Annotated in this window: 19 protein-coding genes and 4 tRNA genes; 20 read left to right on the top strand and 3 right to left on the bottom strand. The window is 60.6% G+C overall.

Going from position 1 to position 22,867, the window contains the following annotated elements:
* Positions 1-5 precede the first annotated feature (5 nt).
* Complete coding sequence (locus E1573_RS04315) at positions 6-896, bottom strand: LysR family transcriptional regulator (protein ID WP_133210963.1); 891 nt, start codon at positions 894-896, stop codon at positions 6-8.
* Positions 897-1,027: 131 nt separating this feature from the next.
* On the opposite strand from E1573_RS04315, the gene leuC reads away from it, so the two are divergent.
* The 20 genes from leuC to E1573_RS04415 all read left to right on the top strand — a co-directional run bounded on the left by leuC (position 1,028) and on the right by E1573_RS04415 (position 20,380).
* Entirely contained in the window at positions 1,028-2,461 is a 1,434-nt protein-coding gene (gene leuC / locus E1573_RS04320; RefSeq protein WP_133210965.1) for a 3-isopropylmalate dehydratase large subunit, read from the top strand.
* Positions 2,458-3,102: a 3-isopropylmalate dehydratase small subunit gene (gene leuD, locus E1573_RS04325; RefSeq protein ID WP_133210967.1), complete on the top strand. Its 645-nt coding sequence runs from the start codon at positions 2,458-2,460 to the stop codon at positions 3,100-3,102. Before leuC ends, leuD begins: the two co-directional genes overlap by 4 nt.
* Positions 3,103-3,215: 113 nt before the next feature.
* Complete coding sequence (gene leuB, locus E1573_RS04330) at positions 3,216-4,298, top strand: 3-isopropylmalate dehydrogenase (RefSeq protein WP_133210969.1); 1,083 nt, start codon at positions 3,216-3,218, stop codon at positions 4,296-4,298.
* A 68-nt stretch (positions 4,299-4,366) separates the two neighbouring features.
* Positions 4,367-5,479 carry an aspartate-semialdehyde dehydrogenase gene (gene asd, locus E1573_RS04335; RefSeq protein ID WP_133210971.1) on the top strand — a complete coding sequence of 371 codons (1,113 nt, stop codon included), beginning with the start codon at positions 4,367-4,369 and terminating at the stop codon, positions 5,477-5,479.
* Positions 5,480-5,702: 223 nt separating this feature from the next.
* A complete protein-coding gene (locus tag E1573_RS04340) occupies positions 5,703-6,713 on the top strand; it encodes an aspartate-semialdehyde dehydrogenase (RefSeq protein WP_133210973.1) in 1,011 nt (336 codons plus the stop codon).
* A gap of 72 nt (positions 6,714-6,785) precedes the next feature.
* The gene (locus tag E1573_RS04345) at positions 6,786-9,509 is read left to right on the top strand and encodes a FimV/HubP family polar landmark protein (protein ID WP_133210975.1); all 2,724 of its coding nucleotides are present in this window, start codon (positions 6,786-6,788) and stop codon (positions 9,507-9,509) included.
* Between the two features lie 90 nt (positions 9,510-9,599).
* Positions 9,600-10,475 carry a tRNA pseudouridine(38-40) synthase TruA gene (gene truA / locus E1573_RS04350; protein ID WP_133210977.1) on the top strand — a complete coding sequence of 292 codons (876 nt, stop codon included), beginning with the start codon at positions 9,600-9,602 and terminating at the stop codon, positions 10,473-10,475.
* A gap of 38 nt (positions 10,476-10,513) precedes the next feature.
* Complete coding sequence (locus tag E1573_RS04355; RefSeq protein WP_133210979.1) at positions 10,514-11,134, top strand: phosphoribosylanthranilate isomerase; 621 nt, start codon at positions 10,514-10,516, stop codon at positions 11,132-11,134.
* Between the two features lie 281 nt (positions 11,135-11,415).
* Positions 11,416-12,336, top strand: a complete 921-nt coding sequence (gene accD / locus E1573_RS04360; protein WP_133210981.1) for an acetyl-CoA carboxylase, carboxyltransferase subunit beta — start codon at positions 11,416-11,418, stop codon at positions 12,334-12,336.
* The gene (gene folC, locus E1573_RS04365) at positions 12,333-13,640 is read left to right on the top strand and encodes a bifunctional tetrahydrofolate synthase/dihydrofolate synthase (RefSeq protein WP_133210983.1); all 1,308 of its coding nucleotides are present in this window, start codon (positions 12,333-12,335) and stop codon (positions 13,638-13,640) included. The genes accD and folC overlap by 4 nt, the downstream gene beginning before the upstream one ends.
* Positions 13,624-14,313: an SPOR domain-containing protein gene (locus tag E1573_RS04370; protein ID WP_133210985.1), complete on the top strand. Its 690-nt coding sequence runs from the start codon at positions 13,624-13,626 to the stop codon at positions 14,311-14,313. Before folC ends, E1573_RS04370 begins: the two co-directional genes overlap by 17 nt.
* Positions 14,314-14,412: 99 nt before the next feature.
* Complete coding sequence (locus tag E1573_RS04375) at positions 14,413-14,967, top strand: CvpA family protein (protein WP_133210987.1); 555 nt, start codon at positions 14,413-14,415, stop codon at positions 14,965-14,967.
* 41 nt (positions 14,968-15,008) lie between these two features.
* Positions 15,009-16,514: an amidophosphoribosyltransferase gene (purF, locus tag E1573_RS04380; protein WP_133210989.1), complete on the top strand. Its 1,506-nt coding sequence runs from the start codon at positions 15,009-15,011 to the stop codon at positions 16,512-16,514.
* 15 nt (positions 16,515-16,529) lie between these two features.
* The gene (locus E1573_RS04385; RefSeq protein WP_133210991.1) at positions 16,530-17,741 is read left to right on the top strand and encodes an O-succinylhomoserine sulfhydrylase; all 1,212 of its coding nucleotides are present in this window, start codon (positions 16,530-16,532) and stop codon (positions 17,739-17,741) included.
* Between the two features lie 11 nt (positions 17,742-17,752).
* A complete protein-coding gene (locus E1573_RS04390) occupies positions 17,753-18,511 on the top strand; it encodes an SDR family oxidoreductase (RefSeq protein ID WP_371925127.1) in 759 nt (252 codons plus the stop codon).
* A gap of 180 nt (positions 18,512-18,691) precedes the next feature.
* Positions 18,692-18,767, top strand: a tRNA-Val gene (locus E1573_RS04395).
* Between the two features lie 77 nt (positions 18,768-18,844).
* Positions 18,845-18,921, top strand: a tRNA-Asp gene (locus E1573_RS04400).
* Between the two features lie 98 nt (positions 18,922-19,019).
* Positions 19,020-19,096: transfer RNA gene (locus tag E1573_RS04405), tRNA-Asp, on the top strand.
* Positions 19,097-19,208: 112 nt separating this feature from the next.
* Positions 19,209-19,285 (top strand) — tRNA-Asp (locus tag E1573_RS04410).
* Positions 19,286-19,495: 210 nt separating this feature from the next.
* The gene (locus E1573_RS04415) at positions 19,496-20,380 is read left to right on the top strand and encodes a DUF2242 domain-containing protein (RefSeq protein ID WP_133210995.1); all 885 of its coding nucleotides are present in this window, start codon (positions 19,496-19,498) and stop codon (positions 20,378-20,380) included.
* A 215-nt stretch (positions 20,381-20,595) separates the two neighbouring features.
* On the opposite strand, the gene E1573_RS04420 is transcribed toward E1573_RS04415, so the two are convergent.
* Together E1573_RS04420 and E1573_RS04425 are read right to left on the bottom strand one after the other, a co-directional pair.
* Positions 20,596-21,636: an AraC family transcriptional regulator gene (locus tag E1573_RS04420; protein ID WP_133210997.1), complete on the bottom strand. Its 1,041-nt coding sequence runs from the start codon at positions 21,634-21,636 to the stop codon at positions 20,596-20,598.
* An 8-nt stretch (positions 21,637-21,644) separates the two neighbouring features.
* Positions 21,645-22,766: a nitrilase-related carbon-nitrogen hydrolase gene (locus E1573_RS04425; protein WP_133210999.1), complete on the bottom strand. Its 1,122-nt coding sequence runs from the start codon at positions 22,764-22,766 to the stop codon at positions 21,645-21,647.
* Between the last annotated feature and the right edge of the window lie 101 nt (positions 22,767-22,867).

A 22,867-nucleotide genomic window follows, 5' to 3' on the forward strand; every position in this document is an offset into this window, starting at 1 on the left:
GGGTTTTACCTCTGTGGCTCAGGGTTGCTTGCGTGGCTGTCGAGCAGTGCCATAAAGGCTTTGGCTGCGTTCGATAATGTTCGCTCGGTGTGCAGAATGTAGCCTAGCTGCCGCGAAAGCTGTACGCCTGGCAAAGCGATAGGCGCAACTTGCTCGTCGAGCATGGTTCGCGGCAGTACGCTCCAGGCCAGGCCGATGGAAACCATCATCTTGATGGTTTCCAGGTAGTTGGTGCTCATGGCGATGTTCGGGGTCAGCCCTTGGGCTTCGAACAGGCGTTGAACAATATGGTGCGTAAAGGTGTTGCCGCCGGGAAATACCGCCGGGTGATGGGCAACGTCGGCCAGACTCACTGCGCCTTTGCATGCCAGTGGGTGCTCAGGGGCGGCGACGAAGTCCAGCAAGTCATCCCACACCGGCACGGCCTTAACCAGCGCGTGGGGCTCGGGGGCGAGGGTAATCACGGCAATTTCGGCGCGGCCATGGAGCACTTCGTCGTAGGCAGCTTCTGAATCCAGAAACTCGATATCAAGTGCGACGGCCGGGTATTGGCGGGTGAAAGCCCGCAAAACCGGGGGCAGCCGGTGCAGACCAATATGGTGGCTGGTTGCCAGGGTCAGGCGACCTGTCACTTCGCCGGTGAGATTGCTCAGCGCGCGGCGAGTATCATCCAGCACGTTGATGATCTGGTAGGCGCGCGGTAACAGCGCGCGACCGGCTTCGGTCAGGTTCACTTCGCGGCCAAGCCGGTCGAACAAGCGTACATCCAGTTGCTGCTCAAGCCCGGCAATACGTTTGCTGATGGCCGGTTGGGTGAGGTGCAGGCGCTCGCCTGCGCCGGAAAAGCTGCCGGATTCAGCCACGGCAATAAAGGCATTAAGGTTGGCGACGTCCACTGCTTTGCATTCCTCTTGGTTATCCAAAGCATAAAAATTATGAATTTGAGTTATTCAATCTACCGTCATAGCATCGTCCGTACAAGCCAAGTGGTTATTGGCATAGAAAGACGCTGATGAGGAACAGTCTGATGGCCGGCAAAACGCTCTACGACAAGCTCTGGGATTCGCATTTGGTCAAACAGCGCGACGATGGTTCGGCGCTGATCTACATCGACCGTCACATCATTCACGAAGTGACGTCGCCGCAAGCCTTCGAAGGCCTGCGCCTGGCCAACCGCAAACCCTGGCGCATCGATGCCAACATCGCCACGCCGGATCACAACGTGCCGACCACCCCTGAGCGCAAGGGCGGTATCGACGCCATTGTCGATCAGGTGTCGCGCTTGCAGGTGCAGACCCTCGATGAAAACTGCGACGAGTACGGCATCACTGAGTTCAAGATGAACGATGTGCGCCAGGGCATCGTCCACGTCATCGGCCCGGAGCAGGGCGCAACCTTGCCGGGCATGACCGTGGTCTGCGGTGACTCGCACACCTCAACCCACGGTGCCTTCGGCGCCCTGGCTCATGGCATCGGTACCTCGGAGGTCGAGCACGTGCTCGCCACACAATGCCTGGTGGCCAAGAAAATGAAAAACATGCTGGTGCGCGTCGAAGGCCAGTTGCCGTTTGGCGTGACCGCCAAGGACATCGTCCTGGCAGTGATCGGCAAGATCGGCACCGCCGGTGGTAACGGCCATGCGATGGAGTTCGCTGGCAGCGCGATTCGCGACCTTTCCGTTGAAGGCCGCATGACCATTTGCAACATGTCGATCGAAGCCGGTGCGCGTGTAGGCCTGGTGGCGACCGATGAAAAGACCATCGCCTACGTCAAGGGTCGTCCGTACGCGCCGAAAGGTGAGCAATGGCAGCAAGCAGTAGAGGCCTGGAAAGACTTGGTGTCTGATGCTGACGCGGTGTTCGACACCGTGGTTGAGTTGGACGCTGCGCAAATCAAGCCGCAGGTCAGTTGGGGTACCTCGCCGGAAATGGTTCTGGCGGTTGACCAGCGCGTTCCGGATCCGGCTGCCGAGGCCGACCTGGTCAAGCGTGGCTCCATCGAACGCGCCTTGAAGTACATGGGCTTGAGCGCTAACCAAGCGATCACCGATATCCAGCTCGACCGCGTGTTCATCGGTTCGTGCACCAACTCGCGGATTGAAGATTTGCGCGCTGCTGCCGAGATCGCCAAAGGCCGCAAGGTGGCTGCGACCATCAAGCAAGCGATCGTTGTGCCAGGTTCGGGGCTGGTCAAAGCTCAGGCTGAGCAAGAAGGCCTGGACAAGATCTTCCTCGAAGCTGGTTTCGAATGGCGCGAGCCGGGTTGCTCGATGTGCCTGGCGATGAACCCGGATCGCCTGGAGAGTGGCGAGCACTGCGCTTCGACCTCCAACCGTAACTTTGAGGGCCGTCAGGGTGCTGGCGGTCGTACCCACCTGGTGAGCCCGGCGATGGCCGCTGCCGCCGCGGTAACCGGTCGCTTTGTCGATGTTCGTGAGTTGATTCAAGGGAGTGCAGCATGAAAGCCTTTACCCAGCACACTGGCCTCGTAGCGCCTTTGGACCGTGCCAACGTCGATACCGACCAGATCATTCCCAAGCAATTTCTGAAATCGATCAAACGCACCGGTTTTGGTCCGAACCTGTTCGATGAGTGGCGTTACCTGGATGTCGGCCAGCCGTACCAGGACAACAGCAAACGCCCGAAGAACCCGGACTTCGTCCTCAACCATGACCGTTATCAGGGCGCCAGCGTGTTGCTGGCCCGTGAAAACTTTGGTTGTGGCTCCAGCCGTGAGCATGCACCGTGGGCCCTTGAGGAATACGGCTTTCGCAGCATCATCGCGCCGAGCTATGCCGACATTTTCTTTAACAACAGCTTCAAGAACGGTTTACTGCCGATCATCCTCAGCGATGAGGAAGTCGACGAGTTGTTCAAGCAGGTAGAAGCCGACCCAGGCTATCAATTGACAATCGATCTGCAGGCGCAGACCGTGACCCGTCCTGATGGCAAGGTGCTGAGCTTCGAAATCGACGCCTTCCGCAAGCACTGCTTGCTCAATGGCTTGGACGATATCGGCCTGACCTTGCAAGACCGCGACGCCATAGAAGCATTCGAAGGCAAGCACCGGGCAAGCCAGCCCTGGTTGTTCCGCGATGTTTGATTGAAGTCATCGCGGGGCAAGCCCGCTCCCACAGCTTGCCCCGCGATACCGGCGCCAAGTATTTTTCCGGCAGGCCAACACGGCCTGTCGCTTGATTCGAACAAGAGGAACCCATGAGCAAGCAGATTCTGATTCTCCCTGGTGATGGTATTGGCCCGGAAATCATGGCCGAAGCGGTCAAGGTGCTGGAGCTGGCCAACGATAAGTTTCAGCTCGGCTTCAGCCTGACTCACGACGTCATCGGTGGTGCTGCCATCGACAAACACGGCGTGCCACTGGCTGATGAAACCCTGGAGCGTGCACGTCAGGCTGACGCAGTATTGCTGGGTGCTGTGGGTGGGCCGAAGTGGGACAAGATCGAGCGTGACATTCGCCCAGAGCGCGGCCTGCTGAAGATCCGTTCGCAACTGGGCCTGTTCGCCAACCTGCGTCCGGCGATTCTTTACCCACAACTGGCTGATGCTTCCTCGCTCAAGCCGGAGATCGTTGCTGGCCTGGACATCCTCATCGTTCGTGAATTGACTGGCGGCATCTACTTTGGCGCCCCACGGGGTACCCGTGAGCTGGAAGGCGGCGAGCGTCAGGCCTACGACACCCTGCCATACAGCGAAAGCGAAATCCGTCGTATTGCGCGTGTCGGTTTCGACATGGCCCGCGTGCGCGGCAAGAAACTGTGCTCGGTGGACAAAGCCAACGTTCTGGCTTCCAGCCAGCTGTGGCGCGAGATCGTCGAGCAGGTTGCCCAGGACTATCCGGACGTCGAACTCAGCCACATGTACGTCGACAACGCCGCCATGCAGCTGGTACGTGCACCCAAGCAATTCGACGTGATGGTCACTGACAACATGTTTGGTGACATTTTGTCGGATGAAGCTTCCATGCTCACCGGCTCCATTGGCATGCTGCCCTCAGCGTCCCTGGATGCCAACAACAAGGGTATGTACGAGCCATGCCACGGCTCTGCGCCGGACATCGCAGGGCAGGGCATTGCCAACCCGCTGGCAACCATTTTGTCGGTGTCGATGATGTTGCGTTACAGCTTCAACCAACAGGCGGCAGCCGAAGCAATTGAAAAGGCCGTCAGCCTGGTGCTGGATAAGGGGCTGCGTACGGGTGACATCTGGTCAGCCGGTTGCAGCAAGGTAGGTACGCAGGAAATGGGCGACGCAGTAGTCGCAGCGCTGCGGAATCTGTAATCTCTCGGGCCCGCTGCTGTTTTTCCTTGTGAAGCAGCGGCCCACTTTTTAGCAAAGGTGCAGTTGCGATGAAACGTGTAGGTCTGATCGGTTGGCGCGGTATGGTCGGTTCCGTGCTCATGCAGCGGATGCTGGAAGAGCAAGATTTCGATCTTATTGAGCCGGTGTTCTTCACCACCTCTAACGTAGGTGGCCAGGGTCCAGCGGTGGGCAAAGATATTGCTCCACTCAAGGATGCTTACAGCATTGAAGAACTCAAGACCCTCGATGTGATTCTGACCTGTCAGGGTGGCGACTACACCAACGAAGTATTCCCCAAGCTGCGTGAAGCGGGCTGGCAGGGCTACTGGATCGATGCTGCCTCCAGTCTGCGTATGCAAGATGATGCGGTGATCATCCTCGACCCGGTCAACCGCAAGGTGATCGACCAGCAGCTCGATGCCGGTACCAAGAACTACATCGGTGGTAACTGCACCGTCAGCCTGATGCTGATGGGCTTGGGTGGCCTGTTCGAGGCTGGCCTGGTTGAGTGGATGAGCGCTATGACCTATCAGGCGGCATCCGGTGCCGGTGCGCAGAACATGCGTGAACTGATCCGTCAGATGGGTGCCACAAACGCCGCTGTGGCCGATGACCTGGCCAATCCGGCCAGCGCGATCCTCGACATCGACCGCAAGGTCGCCGAAGCCATGCGCAGCGAAGCCTACCCAACCGAGAACTTCGGTGTGCCGCTGGCTGGTAGCCTGATTCCATGGATCGACAAGGAACTGCCGAACGGCCAGAGCCGTGAAGAGTGGAAGGCCCAGGCCGAAACCAACAAAATCCTCGGTCGCTTCAAGAACCCGATCCCGGTTGACGGCATCTGCGTGCGCATCGGCGCCATGCGTTGCCACAGCCAGGCGCTGACCATCAAGCTGAACAAAGATGTACCCATCGCCGATATCGAAGGCATGATCAGCCAGCACAACCCATGGGTGAAACTGGTACCGAACCAGCGCGAGATCAGCATGCAGGAGCTGAGCCCGACCAACGTCACCGGTACCCTGAACATTCCGGTGGGTCGTCTGCGCAAGCTGAACATGGGTTCGCAGTACCTGGGCGCCTTTACCGTGGGCGACCAACTGCTGTGGGGCGCGGCTGAGCCGCTGCGCCGCATGCTGCGGATTCTGCTGGAGCGTTGATCTGACGCTTGCTACATCCAAGCCCGTGCTGGAAACAGCACGGGCTTTTTTGTGGGACTTTGATTGACTTGACCCACCCCGGTGGGAGCAGGCTTGCCCCGCGATTGCGGTGTGCCAGTGAGGTTGTATCGCGGGGCAAGCCCGCTCCCACAGAGTCTGTGTAATCTTGGTCGCGATTGTGGTGTAAAGTGCCGCTCCCGCCGTTGCCGCAGAGATTTTCCCCATGAGTCAGCCTATTGATATTGCCGTGATCGGCGCCACCGGTACTGTCGGTGAAACCCTTGTGCAGATTCTTGAAGAGCTGGATTTTCCAGTGGGTACGCTGCATCTGCTGGCCAGTAATGAGTCGGCTGGCAGCGGAGTAATGTTCCGCAGCAAAAGCCTGCGTGTACGTGAGGTCGACAACTTCGACTTCAGTTCCGTCAAATTAGCTTTTTTCGCGGCCGGCCCAGCCGTCACCCGTAGTTTTGCACCCCGTGCCCAAGCGGCCGGATGTGCGGTGATCGATCTGGCGGGCGGCTTGTCTGCCGAGCAGGCACCAGCGCTGGTGCCCGAAGCCAACGCTGAGCGCCTGCAAAGCTTGAGCAAACCGCTGCAAGTGAGCAGCCCGAGCGCTGCGGCCGTGGCGCTGGCCGTTGCACTAGCACCGCTCAAAGGTCTGCTCGACATTGAACGCATCAATGTCACGGCCTGTCTGGCGGTTTCAGCACAAGGCCGTGAGGCGGTCAACGAGCTGGCTCGCCAGACTGCCGAGCTGCTCAACGCGCGCCCGCTGGAGCCGCGTTTCTTTGATCGGCAGATGGCTTTCAACCTGCTCGCTCAGGTGGGCAGCAATGATGCCGAAGGGCATGGTGCGCTGGAGCGCCGTCTGGTCGGCGAGTTACGCGAAGTGCTCGACGCGCCGACGCTGAAGATTTCCGTCACCTGTATTCAAGTCCCGGTGTTTTTCGGCGATAGCTACAGTGTATCGGTGCAAAGTCGTGAACCGATCGACCTGGCTGCAGTCAATGCTGCGCTGGAAACCGCTCCGAGCATCGAGTTGGTCGAGGCGGATGATTATCCGACACCGGTCGGTGACGCAGTCGGGCAGGACGTGGTCTATGTTGGACGGGTGCGCGGTGGAATCGACGAGGCCGAGCAGCTGAACCTCTGGCTGACCACCGACAACGTGCGCAAGGGCGCGGCTTTGAACGCCGTGCAACTGGCGCAATTGTTGATAAAACATGTGGTGTAAAAGATACTTGCAGCTAATTTTTACCGAGATATTGCTCGCTTGCCGGGGGCGGTTCTTTCAAAGGATGAGGTCATGCTTCGAATTCGCAAACTGGTCTTAGCAATAGCCGCGGCGTCGGCGCTGTCGTCCGGTATGGCGCATGCTCTTGGCTTGGGCGAGCTGACTCTCAAGTCGGCACAAAACCAGCCGCTGGATGCTGAAATCGAGCTGCTCGATGTGCGCGATCTCACCGCTGCGGAAATGGCCCCGAGCCTGGCGCCGCCTGAAGAATTTGCCAAGGCGGGGATCGAGCGCCCGTCGTATCTCAATGACTTGACCTTCACCCCGGTGATCAATCCCAACGGCAAGAGCGTGTTGCGCGTGACTTCCAGCCAGGCGTTGCCGGCACCGATGGTCAAATTCCTGGTTCAGGTCATGTGGCCAAGCGGGCGCCTGCTGCGTGATTACAGTGTGCTGGTCAATGAGGCCGCATTGCCGGGTGCCAAGCCTGAGTCGGCGATCAGTCCGGCGGTCAGTGCACCGGCCAGCTACACCACGGTACGCCGCGACACCCTGTGGGAGATCGCCTCGCGGTCACGCCAGGGCGGTTCGGTGCAGCAGGCCATGTTGGCCATTCAGGCCTTGAACCCCGATGCCTTCATCAACGGCAATATCAACCTGCTGAAAACCGGGCAGGTGTTACGTCTGCCTGATCAACAGCAGGTCATGAGCATTCCTCAGCGCGAAGCAGTTGCTGAAGTGGCCGAGCAATATGCGGCCTGGCGCGAAGGTCGACGCCTGGGCCCGCGTGCTCGTCAGCTGGACGCCACTCGCCGCACCGACGCCGAGGCGGCGCCGGCACGGATTGCCAATCAAGATAACCTGCGCCTTGTCGCACCGAGCAGCAAAGCAGCTGCCGGAAGCGCCAAGGCGGTCAGCGATAAACTCGCCGTGGCTCAGGAAAGCCTGGATACCACCCGACGTGATAACGCTGAGCTGAAAAGCCGCATGACCGATCTGCAGAGCCAGCTGGACAAGCTGGAGCGCTTGATCGCGTTGAAAAATGATCAGCTTGCCAAGCTTGAGGCCCAGGGTGCTGCCGGGCCAGACGCTGCGGCACCCGCGTCTGAGCCACCGGCGATTTCCGCCGAGTTGCAATCGGCACCGGTGGAGCCAAGCGCTACTCCAGCTCCGGCAGCGGTCGATACAGCACCGCTGGACGCCGCGCCACCTGCAGTTGAAGAGGCGGCACCTGGCGATTCCGGCAAGCTGCTCGATGACCTGATGGGCAACCCCGTGCTGTTGGCACTGATCGGTGCGTCGGCCTTGTTGGTGCTCTTGTTGCTGCTGTTGTTGCTGGCACGCAAGCGCAAGGCTGATCAGGAAGCGGAGAAACACCTGCGCATGGCGCGTGCCCTGGCCGAAGAAGGGGAGCGTGGTCCGGATCTGGACCTGCCGCCAAGCAGCTTCGACGGTCTGGAAGTATCCGCACCAAGCGTGACCCTGGCGCCGGCGGTGGTCGCCGCTTCTGCCGCTGCTGCCAGCGCTGCCGTGGAAAACGCTCAGGCCGCGCAAAAGCCTGCTGAGCCGGCACCTGCCAAGCCGCAACCAATGGCTGCGCCGTTGGTGGCGCCAGCTGCCGATGCAGCACCAGCACCGAGCGGTGATGCACTGCTTGATGAGGTGGAGCTGAGCATCGCCCGTGGCCGCCTTAACCACGCTGCCGAATTGCTGGAGCCTGCCGTGGCGGCTGCGCCGGGGCGTAGTGACCTGCGTTTGAAGTTGATGGAGGTCTATGCGCGCCAAGGGGACCGAGACGCGTTTGTCGGCCACGAACGACAGTTGATTGCGACCGGCAAGAACCACGCTGATGTTGAAGCTCTGAAAAGCCGTTTCCCGGCGATGGTGGCACTGGCTGCTGCGGGCGGTATCGGCGCAGCAGCCCTGGCTGCTGAGCTCGATGCACAGTATGTACAGGCATTGTTGCAGGACGCGCCGGCAGCCGAGCCGGAGCCAGCGCCAGAACCGACACCTGAACCAGAGCTGACGCCAGAGCCGGTTTTGGAGGCACCAGCAGAACCCGAACCACTCGCCAAGCTGGAGCCTGTGGTCGAGGACGATCTGGACAGCGCCTTCGACCTCAGCCTGGAAGATGACCTGCAGGGGCTGGATCTGAATGAGCCATTGCAACTCGGTGAGTCTGCGCCGGAAATTCAGGTCGAGGCTGCCCCTGAGCCCGAACCTGAGGTTTCGGTCACTGAACTGGAGCTCGACGCACCTCAGGCGCCATTGGATGAGCCTGCACCGGTCACGCTCGACGACTTGTCTGATTTCGACCTGGATGTTGCCAGTGATCAAACCGCCGAGTTGCCAACACTCGAACCGGTGGATATCGCTGCCGAACTGGCTGCTTTCGATGAGACGATGCCGGAATTCGACCCGTTGAGCGAACTGGACTTGCCTGAAGACTTCGACCTGTCGTTGTCGCTTGAAGACGATTCCGATGCGGCCAAGAGCTTCGCCTCCGAGCTGGATGACGTCAATGCCGAGCTCGACAAGTTGTCGCAAAGCCTGGAGCAGCCTTCGATCGAGCCACATTTCACAGCCGAAGATGCTATGCGCGACGATTTGGGCGACGACCTGGAGTTTGACTACCTGGGCGGTGCTGACGAATCGGCGACCAAGCTTGACCTGGCTCGTGCCTACATCGACATGGGCGACCACGACGGTGCCCGCGACATTCTCGATGAAGTGCGCAAAGAGGGCAGTGATGCCCAGAAGCAGGAAGCTGAAGAGATGCTTTCGCGACTGGTCTGAAGCCTGCCCCAGTACGTCCAACGGCAGCCCTGGTGGCTGCCGTTGTCGTTATAATTCCCGCCATCTGCTTAATCTACAGGCTGTATTTTCTTGGAAATCATTGATAACACGGCGGCCGAGTCGGCAGCCGACGGCTTCTTCCGCATCGCCTTGGGCGTCGAATACAAAGGTTCGCGTTACCGTGGTTGGCAGCGTCAGGCCGATGGCGTGTTGAGTGTTCAGCAAACCCTCGAAGAGGCGCTGTCCAAAGTCGCCGATTCACCGGTGTCGCTACTGTGCGCCGGGCGTACTGACGCCGGGGTGCATGCGTGCGGTCAAGTGGTGCATTTCGACACCCAGGCAGTGCGCAGCATGAAAGCCTGGACCATGGGCGCCAATATCAATCTGCCGCACGACATCAGCGTCGCTTGGGCCAAAGAGATGCCGGCGCATTTTCATGCCCGCTTCAAGGCCATTGCCCGGCGTTATCGCTACGTGATCTACAACGACCAGATCCGTCCTGCGCATCTGGGCCAGGAAGTGACCTGGAATCATCGCCCGCTGGATGTCGAGCGCATGGCCCTGGCCGCCGAGTACCTGGTCGGTACTCATGACTTCAGCGCCTTTCGCGCGGGTCAATGCCAGGCCAAATCACCGATCAAGAACATTCATCATCTGCGCGTCACCCGTCACGGCAAGATGATCGTACTGGATATCCGCGCCAGTGCCTTCCTGCACCATATGGTGCGCAACATTGCCGGGGTATTGATGACCATTGGCGCAGGCGAGCGCCCGGTAGAGTGGGCCAGGGAAGTGCTGGAAAGCCGTGAGCGGCGCACTGGCGGCGTCACTGCCCATCCTTTCGGCCTGTACCTGGTGCAGGTGGAGTACCACGACGAGTTCGCCTTGCCTGAGCGTTATATCGGCCCGCACTTTCTCACCGGTTACGAGTCGCTGGCGGCTGACGGCCCAGACGTCATTTGCTAACATCCGAAACTTTCCGGATCAGCCGAGGTTCACGCTTCATGAGCGCCGTTCGCAGCAAAATCTGTGGTATTACCCGCATTGAAGACGCGCTGGCGGCGGCTGAGGCGGGCGCCGACGCCATTGGCCTGGTGTTCTATGCCAAGAGCCCGCGGGCGGTTGATGTGCAGCAGGCGCGGGCAATCATTGGTGCGTTGCCGCCGTTTGTGACTACGGTAGGGTTGTTCGTCAATGCCAGTCGCTGCGAGCTCACTGAGATCCTTGAAGCGGTACCGTTGGACCTGCTGCAATTCCACGGCGATGAAACCCCGGCTGATTGTGCCGGTCATAACAGGCCGTGGATCAAGGCATTGCGGGTGCGTCCTGGTGATGATCTGGAGGCCGCTTGCAAACTGTACAGCGGGGCCAGCGGAATTCTCCTGGATACCTATGTGGCCGGCGTGCCAGGTGGTACCGGTGAGGCTTTCGACTGGTCACTGGTGCCCGAAAAGCTGAGCAAACCGATCATTCTGGCGGGGGGGCTGTCTGCGGATAACGTGGCAGCGGCGATTGCTCAGGTGCGGCCATATGCCGTAGACGTCAGCGGCGGTGTTGAGCAAGCCAAGGGTATCAAGGATGCCGCGCGGATCGAAGCCTTTATCCAAGCGGTCAAGCTCGCGTGAGACCGTCTGTGGTTGTCGATGTGACGGCTGGCCGCGCGCCATCGTCCATAGCTTTCGCAGCCCGTTGCTGCCGGATCGCGCCTGTGGGCCGGTCGAAATTACCGGGTGACGCCCTGGGCGTTGCCTGTACAGGTTGACGATGGAGCGGTATCGGGGCACCTCGCAGTACGTGGGGCGCCGGAGCCGGTCCATCATCGCGACATACATGAATTGAGCTCAAGGGCATACGTGCGAACCTGGCAGCCAAAGCCTGCCGGTCGCCGTTACTGGAGAAAGAAAGCATGAGCAACTGGTTAGTAGACAAACTGATCCCTTCGATCATGCGTTCCGAGGTGAAGAAGAGTTCGGTACCTGAAGGGCTGTGGCACAAGTGCCCGTCCTGCGAAGCCGTACTGTATCGTCCGGAGCTGGAAAAGACCCTGGATGTCTGCCCTAAGTGCAACCATCACATGCGTATCGGTGCGCGTGCGCGCATCGACATGTTCCTCGATGCTGACGGCCGTGCCGAACTGGGCGCTGACCTGGAACCGGTCGATCGCCTGAAGTTCCGTGATGGCAAGAAGTACAAGGACCGCCTGGCCGGCGCGCAGAAGCAGACCGGCGAAAAAGACGCCCTGGTTTCCATGAGCGGTACCCTGTTGGGCATGCCGATCGTGGTCAGTGCCTTCGAATTCTCGTTCATGGGTGGTTCGATGGGAGCCATCGTTGGTGAGCGCTTCGTTCGTGCTGCCAACTATGCCCTGGAAAACCGTTGCCCAATGGTCTGCTTCTCGGCCTCCGGCGGCGCCCGTATGCAGGAAGCGCTGATTTCGCTGATGCAGATGGCCAAGACCTCGGCGGTGCTGGCGCGTCTGCGCGAAGAAGGCATCCCGTTCATTTCGGTGCTGACCGACCCGGTCTACGGCGGTGTTTCGGCGAGTCTGGCGATGCTGGGCGACGTTATCGTCGGTGAGCCAAAGGCCTTGATCGGCTTCGCCGGTCCACGCGTGATCGAGCAGACCGTGCGTGAAAAACTGCCGGAAGGCTTCCAGCGCAGCGAGTTCCTCCTTGAGCACGGCGCGATCGACTTGATCATCCCGCGTCAGGAGTTGCGTCAACGCCTGGGCAGCCTGCTGGCACAAATGATGGGCCTGCCGACGCCGAAGTTCGTCGCCCCTGTCGTTGAGCCGATCGTCGTTCCGCCGGCGCCTGCTACCGTATGACCCAACGTACCCTTGGCGACTGGCTCGCCTATCTCGAGCAGTTGCATCCCTCGGCCATCGACATGGGCTTGGCGCGTTCGCAACAGGTTGCGGCCAGGCTCGGGCTGGACAAGCCAGCGCCACGGGTAATTACCGTGACTGGCACCAATGGCAAAGGCTCTACCTGCGCCTTTGTGGCTGCGCTGCTGCGTGCCCAGGGGCTCAAAGTCGGGGTCTACAGCTCGCCGCACCTGCTGCGTTACAACGAACGGGTGCAAATCAACGGCAAAGAGGCCGACGACCAGCAGTTGTGCGAGGCGTTTGCCGCTGTTGAAGCTGCCCGTGGCGACATTTCCCTGACGTACTTCGAGGCCGGTACCCTGGCCGCCTTCTGGCTGTTCAAGCGCTCGGCGCTGGATGCCGTAGTGCTTGAGGTCGGCTTGGGTGGGCGCCTGGATACGGTCAATATCGTCGATGCCGATATGGCGCTGGTGACCAGTATCGGCGTAGATCACGCCGACTATCTGGGTGATACCCGTGAATCGGTAGCCTTCGAAAAAGCCGGGATCTTTCGTCAGGGCAAACCGGCGTTGTGCGGTGACCTGAATCCGCCGCAACCGCTGCTGGACAAGGCGCGAGAGCTGAACTGCCCATTCCTGCTGCGCGGCCGAGATTTCGACCTGGCCAGCACTGAGCAATTCTGGCAGTGGCGGGGCGTGGACAGCCGTGGCCAGCAGGTCGAGCTGCATAACCTGCCGCTGCTCGATTTGCCGATGGAAAACGCCGCCCTGGCGCTACAGGCCTACCTGTTGATGGATTTGCCGTGGGACGCCGAGCAGATTGCTGGCGTCTTGCGCAGCACGCGTATGGTCGGTCGCCTGGATCGTCGGACGTTTCGCTGGCAGGGCAAGGCGTTGACTATCCTCATGGATGTCGGCCACAACCCGCACGCTGCCGAGTATCTGGCGCAGCGCTTGGCTGCTCGGCCGGTAGCGGGCAGGCGTCTGGCCGTGTTTGGCCTGTTGGCTGATAAAGACCTGGCAGGGGTCGTACAGCCGTTGTTGGGTGCCGTCCAAGGCTGGGCGGTTGCACCGCTGGATACGGCGCGCAGTCGCCCTGCAGGTGAACTTGAGGTAGCCCTGGCTAACCTCGGCGCTGCCGTGACGTCTTATGCCAGTGTCGCTGAGGCCCTGGATGGGCAATGTGCGCTGGCAACGGCGGATGATGAAATCCTGCTGTTCGGATCGTTTTTCTGTGTCGGCGAAGCCCTGCAGTGGCTGGATCGGCAAGCCATGGAGGAAAGGGCAAATGGCATTGCTGGATAAAGTGGTCAAGCAACGCATGGTCGGGGCGCTGGTGCTGGTGGCGCTGGCCGTGATCTTCTTGCCAATGCTGTTTTCGCGTGAAGACGAGATGCGTCAGGTGCGCGTCGAGGCTCCCGAAGCCCCGGCTGCGCCAGTGATGCCGCAAGTGCAGGTTGAGCCTGTAGCGGTGCCTGAGCCACAGGTATTGCCGGAGGAAAATCCGGTGATCGTCGATGAATCCACGGCCCCGGTCCAGGCGCCGAGTACGCCGATCGCCCCCGCACCTGCTGCGCTGCCGGTTCCTGTGCCATCCCCGACACCTGCACCTACGGTTGCAGCCAAGCCTGTCACGCCGCCTCCAGCAGCCAAGCCAGAGGCTAAACCAGAGGTCAAGCCTGCACCTGCGGTGGCCAGTGCAGCTAAACCAGCGGCGGGTAAGATCGATGCCAATGGCCTGCCGGTCAGCTGGTCGGTGCAATTGGCCAGTCTGTCCAACCGGGCTGGTGCCGAGAATCTGCAGAAAACCCTGCGCAGTCAGGGCTACAACGCCTATATCCGCTCCGCCGGGGGGATGAATCGGGTGTATGTCGGGCCGTTGATCGAGCGGGCCGAAGCCGAGCGCCTTCGTGATGTGATCAGCCGCCAGCAGAAGCTGAACGGCATTATCGTGCGCTTCCAGCCCGAGCGCAGTTGAGGGATCGTCGCCCGGCCAGCGTCGGGCGACAAATCACTGCTTACCGACAGCCCGATGCTCTGGTAAAATGCGCCGCCTTATCCGTTTGCAGGCAACACTGTGGCATTTACCTGGGTCGACTGGGCGATTTTCGCAATCGTCGCCGTTTCTTCGCTGATCAGTCTCAAGCGCGGCTTTGTCAAAGAGGCCTTGTCGCTGCTTACCTGGATCATTGCCGGTGCGGTGGCCTGGATGTTCGGTGGTTCGCTGTCGCAGTACCTGGAGTCCTATATCCAGACGCCTTCGGCCCGGGTCATCGCGGGATGCGCCATTCTTTTCGTCGCCACCCTGCTGGTGGGGGCCATGATCAACTTTCTCATCGGCGAGCTGATTCGCGTGACCGGGCTTTCCGGGACCGACCGCTTCCTGGGCATGGCCTTCGGTGCCGCGCGCGGGGCCTTGCTGGTGGTAGTGGCTGTCGGGCTGCTGAGCCTGGGGCCGGTACAACAAGATCAGTGGTGGCAGGAATCGCGCCTGATACCACAATTTCTATTGGTGGCTGATTGGTCGAAAAACCTCATTCTGGGGTTCACCAGTCAGTGGCTAGCCAGCGGAATCAGCGCACCGGCTGATCTCCCGTTCAAGGATCAGCTTCTGGGGCCAAAAACGCCTTGAAAGCTGCTCAGTCCAGTTTCATTAAGTAGGGGTTGCGTCGCATGTGTGGCATCGTCGGTATCGTCGGTAAGTCGAACGTCAATCAGGCGCTGTATGACGCGCTAACCGTCCTCCAGCACCGCGGCCAGGACGCTGCCGGTATTGTGACCAGCCATGATGGCCGGTTATTCCTGCGCAAGGACAACGGCCTGGTGCGTGATGTGTTCCAGCAGCGCCATATGCAGCGCCTGGTAGGGCACATGGGCATTGGCCATGTGCGTTACCCGACTGCGGGCAGCTCGACCTCGGCCGAGGCTCAGCCGTTCTACGTCAACTCGCCGTATGGCATTACCTTGGCTCACAACGGCAACCTGACCAACGTTGAGCAGTTGGCCAAGGAGATCTACGAGTCCGACCTGCGCCACGTCAACACCAGCTCCGACTCCGAAGTGCTGCTGAACGTCTTCGCTCACGAGCTGGCCGTACGCGGCAAGCTGCAACCTACCGAAGAAGACGTGTTCGCTGCAGTCACCGATGTGCACAACCGTTGCGTCGGTGGCTACGCGGTCGTGGCCATGATCACCGGCTACGGCATCGTCGGTTTCCGCGACCCGCACGGCATCCGCCCGATCGTGTTCGGCCAGCGTCACACCGACGAAGGCGTCGAGTACATGATCGCCTCCGAAAGCGTTTCCCTGGACGTGCTCGGTTTCACCCTGATCCGCGACCTGGCACCGGGTGAAGCGGTGTACATCACCGAAGAAGGCAAGCTGCATACCCGTCAGTGCGCGACCAACCCGCAACTGTCGCCGTGCATCTTCGAGCACGTTTACCTGGCGCGTCCTGACTCGATCATCGACGGCGTTTCGGTGTACAAGGCGCGTCTGCGCATGGGCGAGAAACTGGCTGAGAAGATCCAGCGCGAGCGTCCGGATCACGACATTGACGTGGTTATCCCGATTCCTGACACCAGCCGCACCGCGGCGCTGGAACTGGCCAACCACCTGGGCGTCAAGTTCCGTGAAGGCTTCGTCAAGAACCGTTACATCGGCCGTACCTTCATCATGCCCGGCCAGGCGGCTCGCAAGAAGTCGGTGCGCCAGAAGCTCAACGCCATCGAGCTGGAATTCCGTGGCAAGAACGTGATGCTGGTCGATGACTCCATCGTCCGTGGCACCACCTGCAAGCAGATCATCCAAATGGCCCGCGAAGCTGGGGCCAAGAACGTCTACTTCTGCTCCGCGGCCCCGGCGGTGCGCTTCCCTAACGTCTACGGCATCGACATGCCGAGCGCTCATGAACTGATCGCCCACAACCGCAGCACCGAAGATGTCGCCGAGCTGATCGGCGCCGACTGGCTGGTCTATCAGGACCTGCCGGACCTGATCGAGGCTGTTGGTGGCGGCAAGATCAAGATCGAGCAATTCGACTGCGCAGTGTTCGACGGCAACTACGTGACCGGTGACATCGACGAGGCCTACCTGAACAAGATCGAGCAGGCGCGTAACGACGCCTCCAAGGTCAAGAATCAGGCGGTCAGCGCGATTATCGACCTCTACAACAATTGATTTAGGAGCAGCGGCATGACACAGGAATGGGATGCCGGGCGCCTGGACAGCGACCTCGACGGGGTCGCTTTCGATACGCTGGCGGTACGCGCCGGCCAACACCGCACGCCGGAAGGTGAGCACAGCGATCCGCTGTTCTTCACCTCCAGCTATGTGTTCCGTACAGCGGCTGATGCCGCTGCACGGTTCGCCGGTGAAGTTCCAGGCAACGTCTATTCGCGTTACACCAACCCGACCGTACGTGCTTTCGAAGAGCGCATCGCCGCCCTGGAAGGCGCTGAGCAGGCCGTGGCGACGTCCACGGGTATGTCGGCAATTCTGTCCACCGTGATGGCCCTGTGCAGCGCTGGCGACCATGTCCTGGTCTCCCAGAGCGTGTTTGGCTCGACCATCAGCTTGTTCGAGAAGTACTTCAAGCGCTTCGGTGTGCAGGTCGACTACGTGCCCCTGGCTGATTTGGCCGGCTGGCAGCAGGCGATCAAGGTCAACACCAAGCTGCTGTTCGTCGAGTCGCCGTCCAACCCGCTGGCTGAATTGGTGGACATTGCGGCGCTGGCCGAGATTGCCCACGCCAAGGGCGCCCAGTTGGTGGTCGACAACTGCTTCAGCACCCCGGCCCTGCAGCAACCGCTGAAGCTGGGTGCCGATATCGTTGTGCACTCCGCCACCAAGTTCATTGACGGTCAAGGCCGTTGCATGGGCGGGGTGGTTGCCGGGCGCAGCGAGCAAATGAAAGAGGTGGTGGGCTTCTTGCGCACTGCCGGGCCGTCGCTGAGCCCCTTCAACGCCTGGATCTTCCTTAAAGGTCTGGAGACGCTCAACTTGCGTATGCGCGCCCATTGCGCCAATGCGCAGGCCCTGGCTGAGTGGCTGGAGCAGCAAGAGGGCATCGAGAAGGTGCATTACGCGGGGCTGCCGAGCCACCCGCAGCACGCCTTGGCGAAAAGCCAGATGAGCGGCTTCGGTGCTGTGGTGAGCTTTGAGGTCAAGGGCGGTAAAGAGGGCGCCTGGCGCTTCATCGATGCCACGCGCCTGATCTCGATCACCGCCAACCTGGGCGACAGCAAAACCACCATCACTCATCCGGGCACCACCTCGCACGGCCGTCTGTCGCCGCAAGAGCGTGAGGCTGCCGGTATTCGCGACAGCCTCATCCGGGTGGCAGTAGGCCTGGAAGACGTCGCTGACCTCAAGGCCGACCTGGCCCGCGGCCTGGCGGCGCTGTGATCGACTGGTCGGTGGGCGACAACAGCCATAATGGCCGCGTCGCCCTGGTGACCGGTGCAGCCCGCGGGATCGGCCTGGGCATAGCTGGCTGGCTGATCGCCGAGGGCTGGCAAGTGGTGCTCACCGATCTGGACCGCGCGCGCGGCGCCAAGGCGGCCAAAGTGCTGGGTGACAATGCCTGGTTCATCGCCATGGACGTTGCCGATGAAGCTCAGGTCAAGACCGGAGTGGCCGAAGTGCTGGGGCAATTCGGTCGCCTCGATGCGCTGGTGTGCAATGCTGCTGTGGCTGATCCGCACAACTCGACCCTTGAGTCCTTGAGCCTTGCCCATTGGAACCGGGTGCTGGCGGTCAACCTCAGTGGGCCGATGTTGCTGGCCAAGCACTGTGCGCCGTATCTGCGCGCCCACGGTGGCGCCATCGTCAACCTGGCGTCTACCCGTGCGACCCAATCAGAACCCGACTCAGAGGCCTATGCAGCCAGCAAGGGCGGCCTGTTGGCCCTGACCCATGCTTTGGCGGTGAGCCTTGGGCCGGAGATTCGCGTCAATGCGGTGAGCCCGGGCTGGATCGATGCACGGGACCCGTCGCAGCGCCGTGCCGAGCCACTGAGTGAAGCCGACCATGCCCAGCATCCAGCGGGCAGGGTAGGGACCGTGGAAGACGTAGCGTCCATGGTTGCCTGGCTGCTGTCGCGCAATGCCGGCTTTGTCACCGGGCAGGAGTTCGTGGTCGACGGCGGCATGACCAAGAAGATGATTTATCGGTAGCTTCAAGTTGTAAGCTGCAAGCTTCAAGTGGTTCGCGGTGTGCTTTGGATTTTGCTTTTACTTGCCGCTTGAAGCTCATCCCTTGCAGCTGTTTTTTTCACTCCCGTGAAAAAAACTTCAACAGGGGTATTGACTTAGGTTCGATACCTGCGTAAATTTCGCCACCTCAGCGAAGCACACGGGTGATTAGCTCAGCCGGGAGAGCATCTGCCTTACAAGCAGAGGGTCGGCGGTTCGATCCCGTCATCACCCACCACTTCCTGAGATGTTCCTGGTTCGACACTTTCGCAAGAAGGCGTTACCTGAGAGGAACCGGACGAGAGTCCACACTGCGCGGCGGTAGTTCAGTCGGTTAGAATACCGGCCTGTCACGCCGGGGGTCGCGGGTTCGAGTCCCGTCCGCCGCGCCATTTTTCTCCAGATCGGTTTATGACCGGTTTGAGGTCAGAAGGTAGAAAAGCCTTCAGGCCAGATCCCAGTTTCAAGCAAGCGAAAGCTTGTACGATACGCAGCGGTAGTTCAGTCGGTTAGAATACCGGCCTGTCACGCCGGGGGTCGCGGGTTCGAGTCCCGTCCGCTGCGCCATCTTCGCCTCGAGGCCCTTGAACTCCTCGAAGCTTCAAAAAGAGCGATCTAAGGTTCGCTTTTTTTGTGCCTGAGATAAGCGGTTGTTTCGCGATCCAGGCTTGCACGACACGCAGCGGTAGTTCAGTCGGTTAGAATACCGGCCTGTCACGCCGGGGGTCGCGGGTTCGAGTCCCGTCCGCTGCGCCATATTGATGTAACAAAGAAAGCGACCTACGGGTCGCTTTTTTTGTGCCTGTAGGAGCGGGCTTGCCCCGCGATGCCCCGCGATGCCCTGTGACTGGCACACCGCTATCGCGGGGCAAGCCCGCTCCTACCGGGGAATTTGCCTGGCTGCGGTTTCGGTGAGCCGCCGATGTGGTGCACAATAGGCCCTGATCGTTTTACTCAGGATTAGCAATGTCAAAGTCTACCGTCTTCAGTGCGCTGGGGCTGGCCCTGGTGCTGGCGGGTGTTGCTGGCTGTTCTTCGAAGAAAGCTGCCATTTACGAACACGAGAATTTCGACGACTCGGGTACTTATTCGCGCAGTTTCCCGGTCAGCGAAGCCGGTAGCTGTGAAGCCGCGCGGCGGGCGTTGCTGAGCCAGGGCTATATCATCACCAGCAGCGATGCCGGGCAGGTGGTTGGTAACAAGAGCTTTCAGCAAACCGGTGAATCGCATCTGCAAATCAGCTTCAACGTGGTCTGTGCCCGCGACAGCGGCGACGAGCTGCGCTCGACCATGTTCGCCAACGCCCTGCAAGACCGCTATGCGCTGAAAAAATCCAACACGTCGGCCAGTGTCGGGGTAGGGGTGCTGGGCTCGTTGTCGATGCCGATCGGCTCCACTGACGACTCCATGGTCAAGGTCGCCAGTGAAACCGTTACCTCGGCCAAGTTCTACGAGCGCTATTTCGCGCTGGTCGAGAGCTTCCTGCCGAAAGAGCAGAAAAAGAAACTGTCGTTGAAAAAGCCGCAAGAGCAACCTGCGCCAGCGCTGGGTGTGCCTGAAAGCGCCACGGAGCCGGCACCTGCGGCTCTGGCACCGGTTGAGCCGCCAGCATCTGCAGCGGCGCCAGCCATCGTTGAGCCGACGCCTGCACCGGCAACCCAGTCGGTACCCGTCGTTGAAGCACCTGCGTCCCCTGTGGTCGACGACAGTGCCGGTTCCAAGCCTGTGGCCCCACCTGCCGAACCAGCGCCTGTCAGTGCCGAGCAGCCTGCGCCTGTAGCGTCTGAGCCAGTTTCGAGCACTGCACCGGTAACGCCCGCCAGTAGCCCTGAACAGGCCCCCGCGCAGTAAGGGCGGGTAATTTTTCCATAAGCTGCTACGTTGTTTTGATAAGCGTCATTGTCATTTTTCTGTCATCACGGCACTTTAGGCTCGATGACGAATCTATGAACTGAATGAGAAACGACGGAGCAGACGATGGACGATTATCAAGAAGAACTTCTCGAATACAGCGCCTTTGAACTCGACCCGCTCGAGCCCGCCGAAGACGCCACCGAACTGTAGGTTCAGCCGGTACGTCGCTGACTGCGGCGAAACTCTCCCGGAGTCATGCTGTTCCAGCGCTTGAACGCGCGCTGGAATGCTTCGGCTGAAGCAAACCCCAACAAGTAAGCGATTTCGCCAAAGGCCAGTTCCGTGTCACGGATGTAGGTCATGGCCAGATCGTGTCGTGTGTCATTGAGGATGGCGCGAAACTGCGTGCCTTCCTCAGCCAGCTTGCGCCGTAACGTCCAGGTGGGTAGTTGCAGGTGGCGCGCCACTTCTTCCAGATCCGGTTCACGTCCGCCGTTGAGCAATGGCCCGAGCAAATGGGCGATGCGTTCACTCAGGCTACGGATGCGTGTGCGTTGCTCAAGTTCCGCTTCACACAGGTTCAGCAGGTGCTGCCAGGTGCTGGGGCAATGGGCCGGATTGCGCAAAGCGAGGCTGGCCCGGTTCAGGCGCAGTTGGTTGGTCTGGGCGCCAAATTGCACTGGGTTATTGCACAGCGCTTGATAAGCAGCAGCGTACGCCGGTGCTTCAAATTCGATCTCCAGCCGTTCGGCGATGATGTTTACCCCCGCCAACTCGGATAACTGCGCCAGCCAGCCCGACAGCAGCGAGTCCACGACAAAACGGTTGTAAGCGTTGTAAGGGCTGATGGAGTAAAAGCGCAGCCAGGCGCCGCTGTTGTCTTCATGAAAGCTTGAGCGGCCACGATAGTTGGCCGCATACAGCGGCTCGAAGCGCAGCAAAGTGCGTGCTGCTTCACCAATGCTTGGGGCCTGGGCCGCTGTGACGCCGGCCAAACCGGCATGGCTGAGGCGGTTCAGGCTGCCCATGTGCAGGCCCAGCGCCGGATCGCCGGTCAGTTCGATGGCCGCATGGCCCAGGTGCATGTAGCGCGGAATAGACAAGCGTGCACCCGCTTCGGCCAGGCGCGCGTTGTCCAGGCCGTAGCGCTGCAACAACGCTGTGGGGTCGATGCCGCGCTGGTGCAGGGTTTCACTCAGGCTTTGGATAAAACCGACTGAGAGGTCTCCCAGGCGCATTCGTGGGCGGTTCATGATCCCACCTACAGCCACAGGTTCAGCAGGCGTGCACCGGAGCTGCTGTTGCCGTTCAGGGTAAGACCGGCGCGGTTGGCAAAACCGTGGCCGTCGGCAACTACATCCCAGAAACGTCCGCGCTGGAACACGCTCATGCTGATCATGTCCGACGGGTTGGCGTTCAAGGTCAGCTGTTGCCAGGCGAGTGCCTCGCTGACTTCACCGGGCTTGAACGCCAGTCTGGTCGCCAACGGCTGATGGCGGTTGCCACGCCAGGGGCCGTTCCAGCTGTCTTTACCGCCCAGGAAGGCGGGGTTGGCGATGAGCTGAGCCGATTGGTTGGCCAACTGCTGCTGATTGCTCGGGTACCAGCTGTCGCTACCGATCAGTACGCCCAGGCGCCCGGCCGGGGTTTGCACGACGTGTGGGGGCTGATCGGTACCGCTGTCGATAAAGCGTCGTACGTCGCCATCCGGGTGTTGCTGCAGTTGCGGTTGGCCCAGCACTGAGCCGTCGCCAGCGAACACCAGGCTGCTGTTGTACAGCGGCCCGGAGCCGACGGTGAGCTTACCGTGTTCGACACGCGGTGACGGCAAAACGATCGACCCGGCCACCAGGGTCACGCCGAACTCTTTGGCCAGACCGCCGAACAACTGCTGGTAATCAGTGGCCATTTGCTGTGCCTTCATGCGCAGATGCGCATCGGCGCGGCGGTCATCGCCCTGGGCGCCGAGCATGGCCAGGCCATAACGCAGAGGATTGCTCACTTCCAGCCACTGCCAGGCGTCACGGCGCTGGGTGACTTGATACAGCTCGTTTTTCTCGCCCCGGGCCCACAGCCAGGTGCCGATATGCTCGGGCAGGATGACAATGGTGCGGGCGTTGATCAGGCCTTTGGCCCGCGCTTGCTCCAGGTAGGCCGCCAGCTTGCGGTGCAAGCGTTGCAGGTTCTGGTAGTCACTGGGAAATAGCTGCGGCTCGACCCCCAGCAAATTGCCGTGATCGCCGGGAACGCCTTCGCTCATGGCCAGTTCGATGCGCAGGTCTGACAGGTAATGGCCTGTCGGCCGCTGCTCGGTCCAGAACCCGTAGCCGCAGAGCGCAGCAATGACAACCAGCGCCAGAGCGCCGAACAGAAGTTTTCGCATGAACCAGCACAGCACCAACAAGGGATTCGGCCCTTAGGGTAGACCTCGGGTGCATTAGGATCAATAACTTGTCACTTTCGGTCATTGAGCGTTGTGGCACG

This window comes from Pseudomonas sp. H9, from assembly GCF_004353925.1.
Taxonomy (GTDB): Bacteria; Pseudomonadota; Gammaproteobacteria; order Pseudomonadales; family Pseudomonadaceae; genus Aquipseudomonas.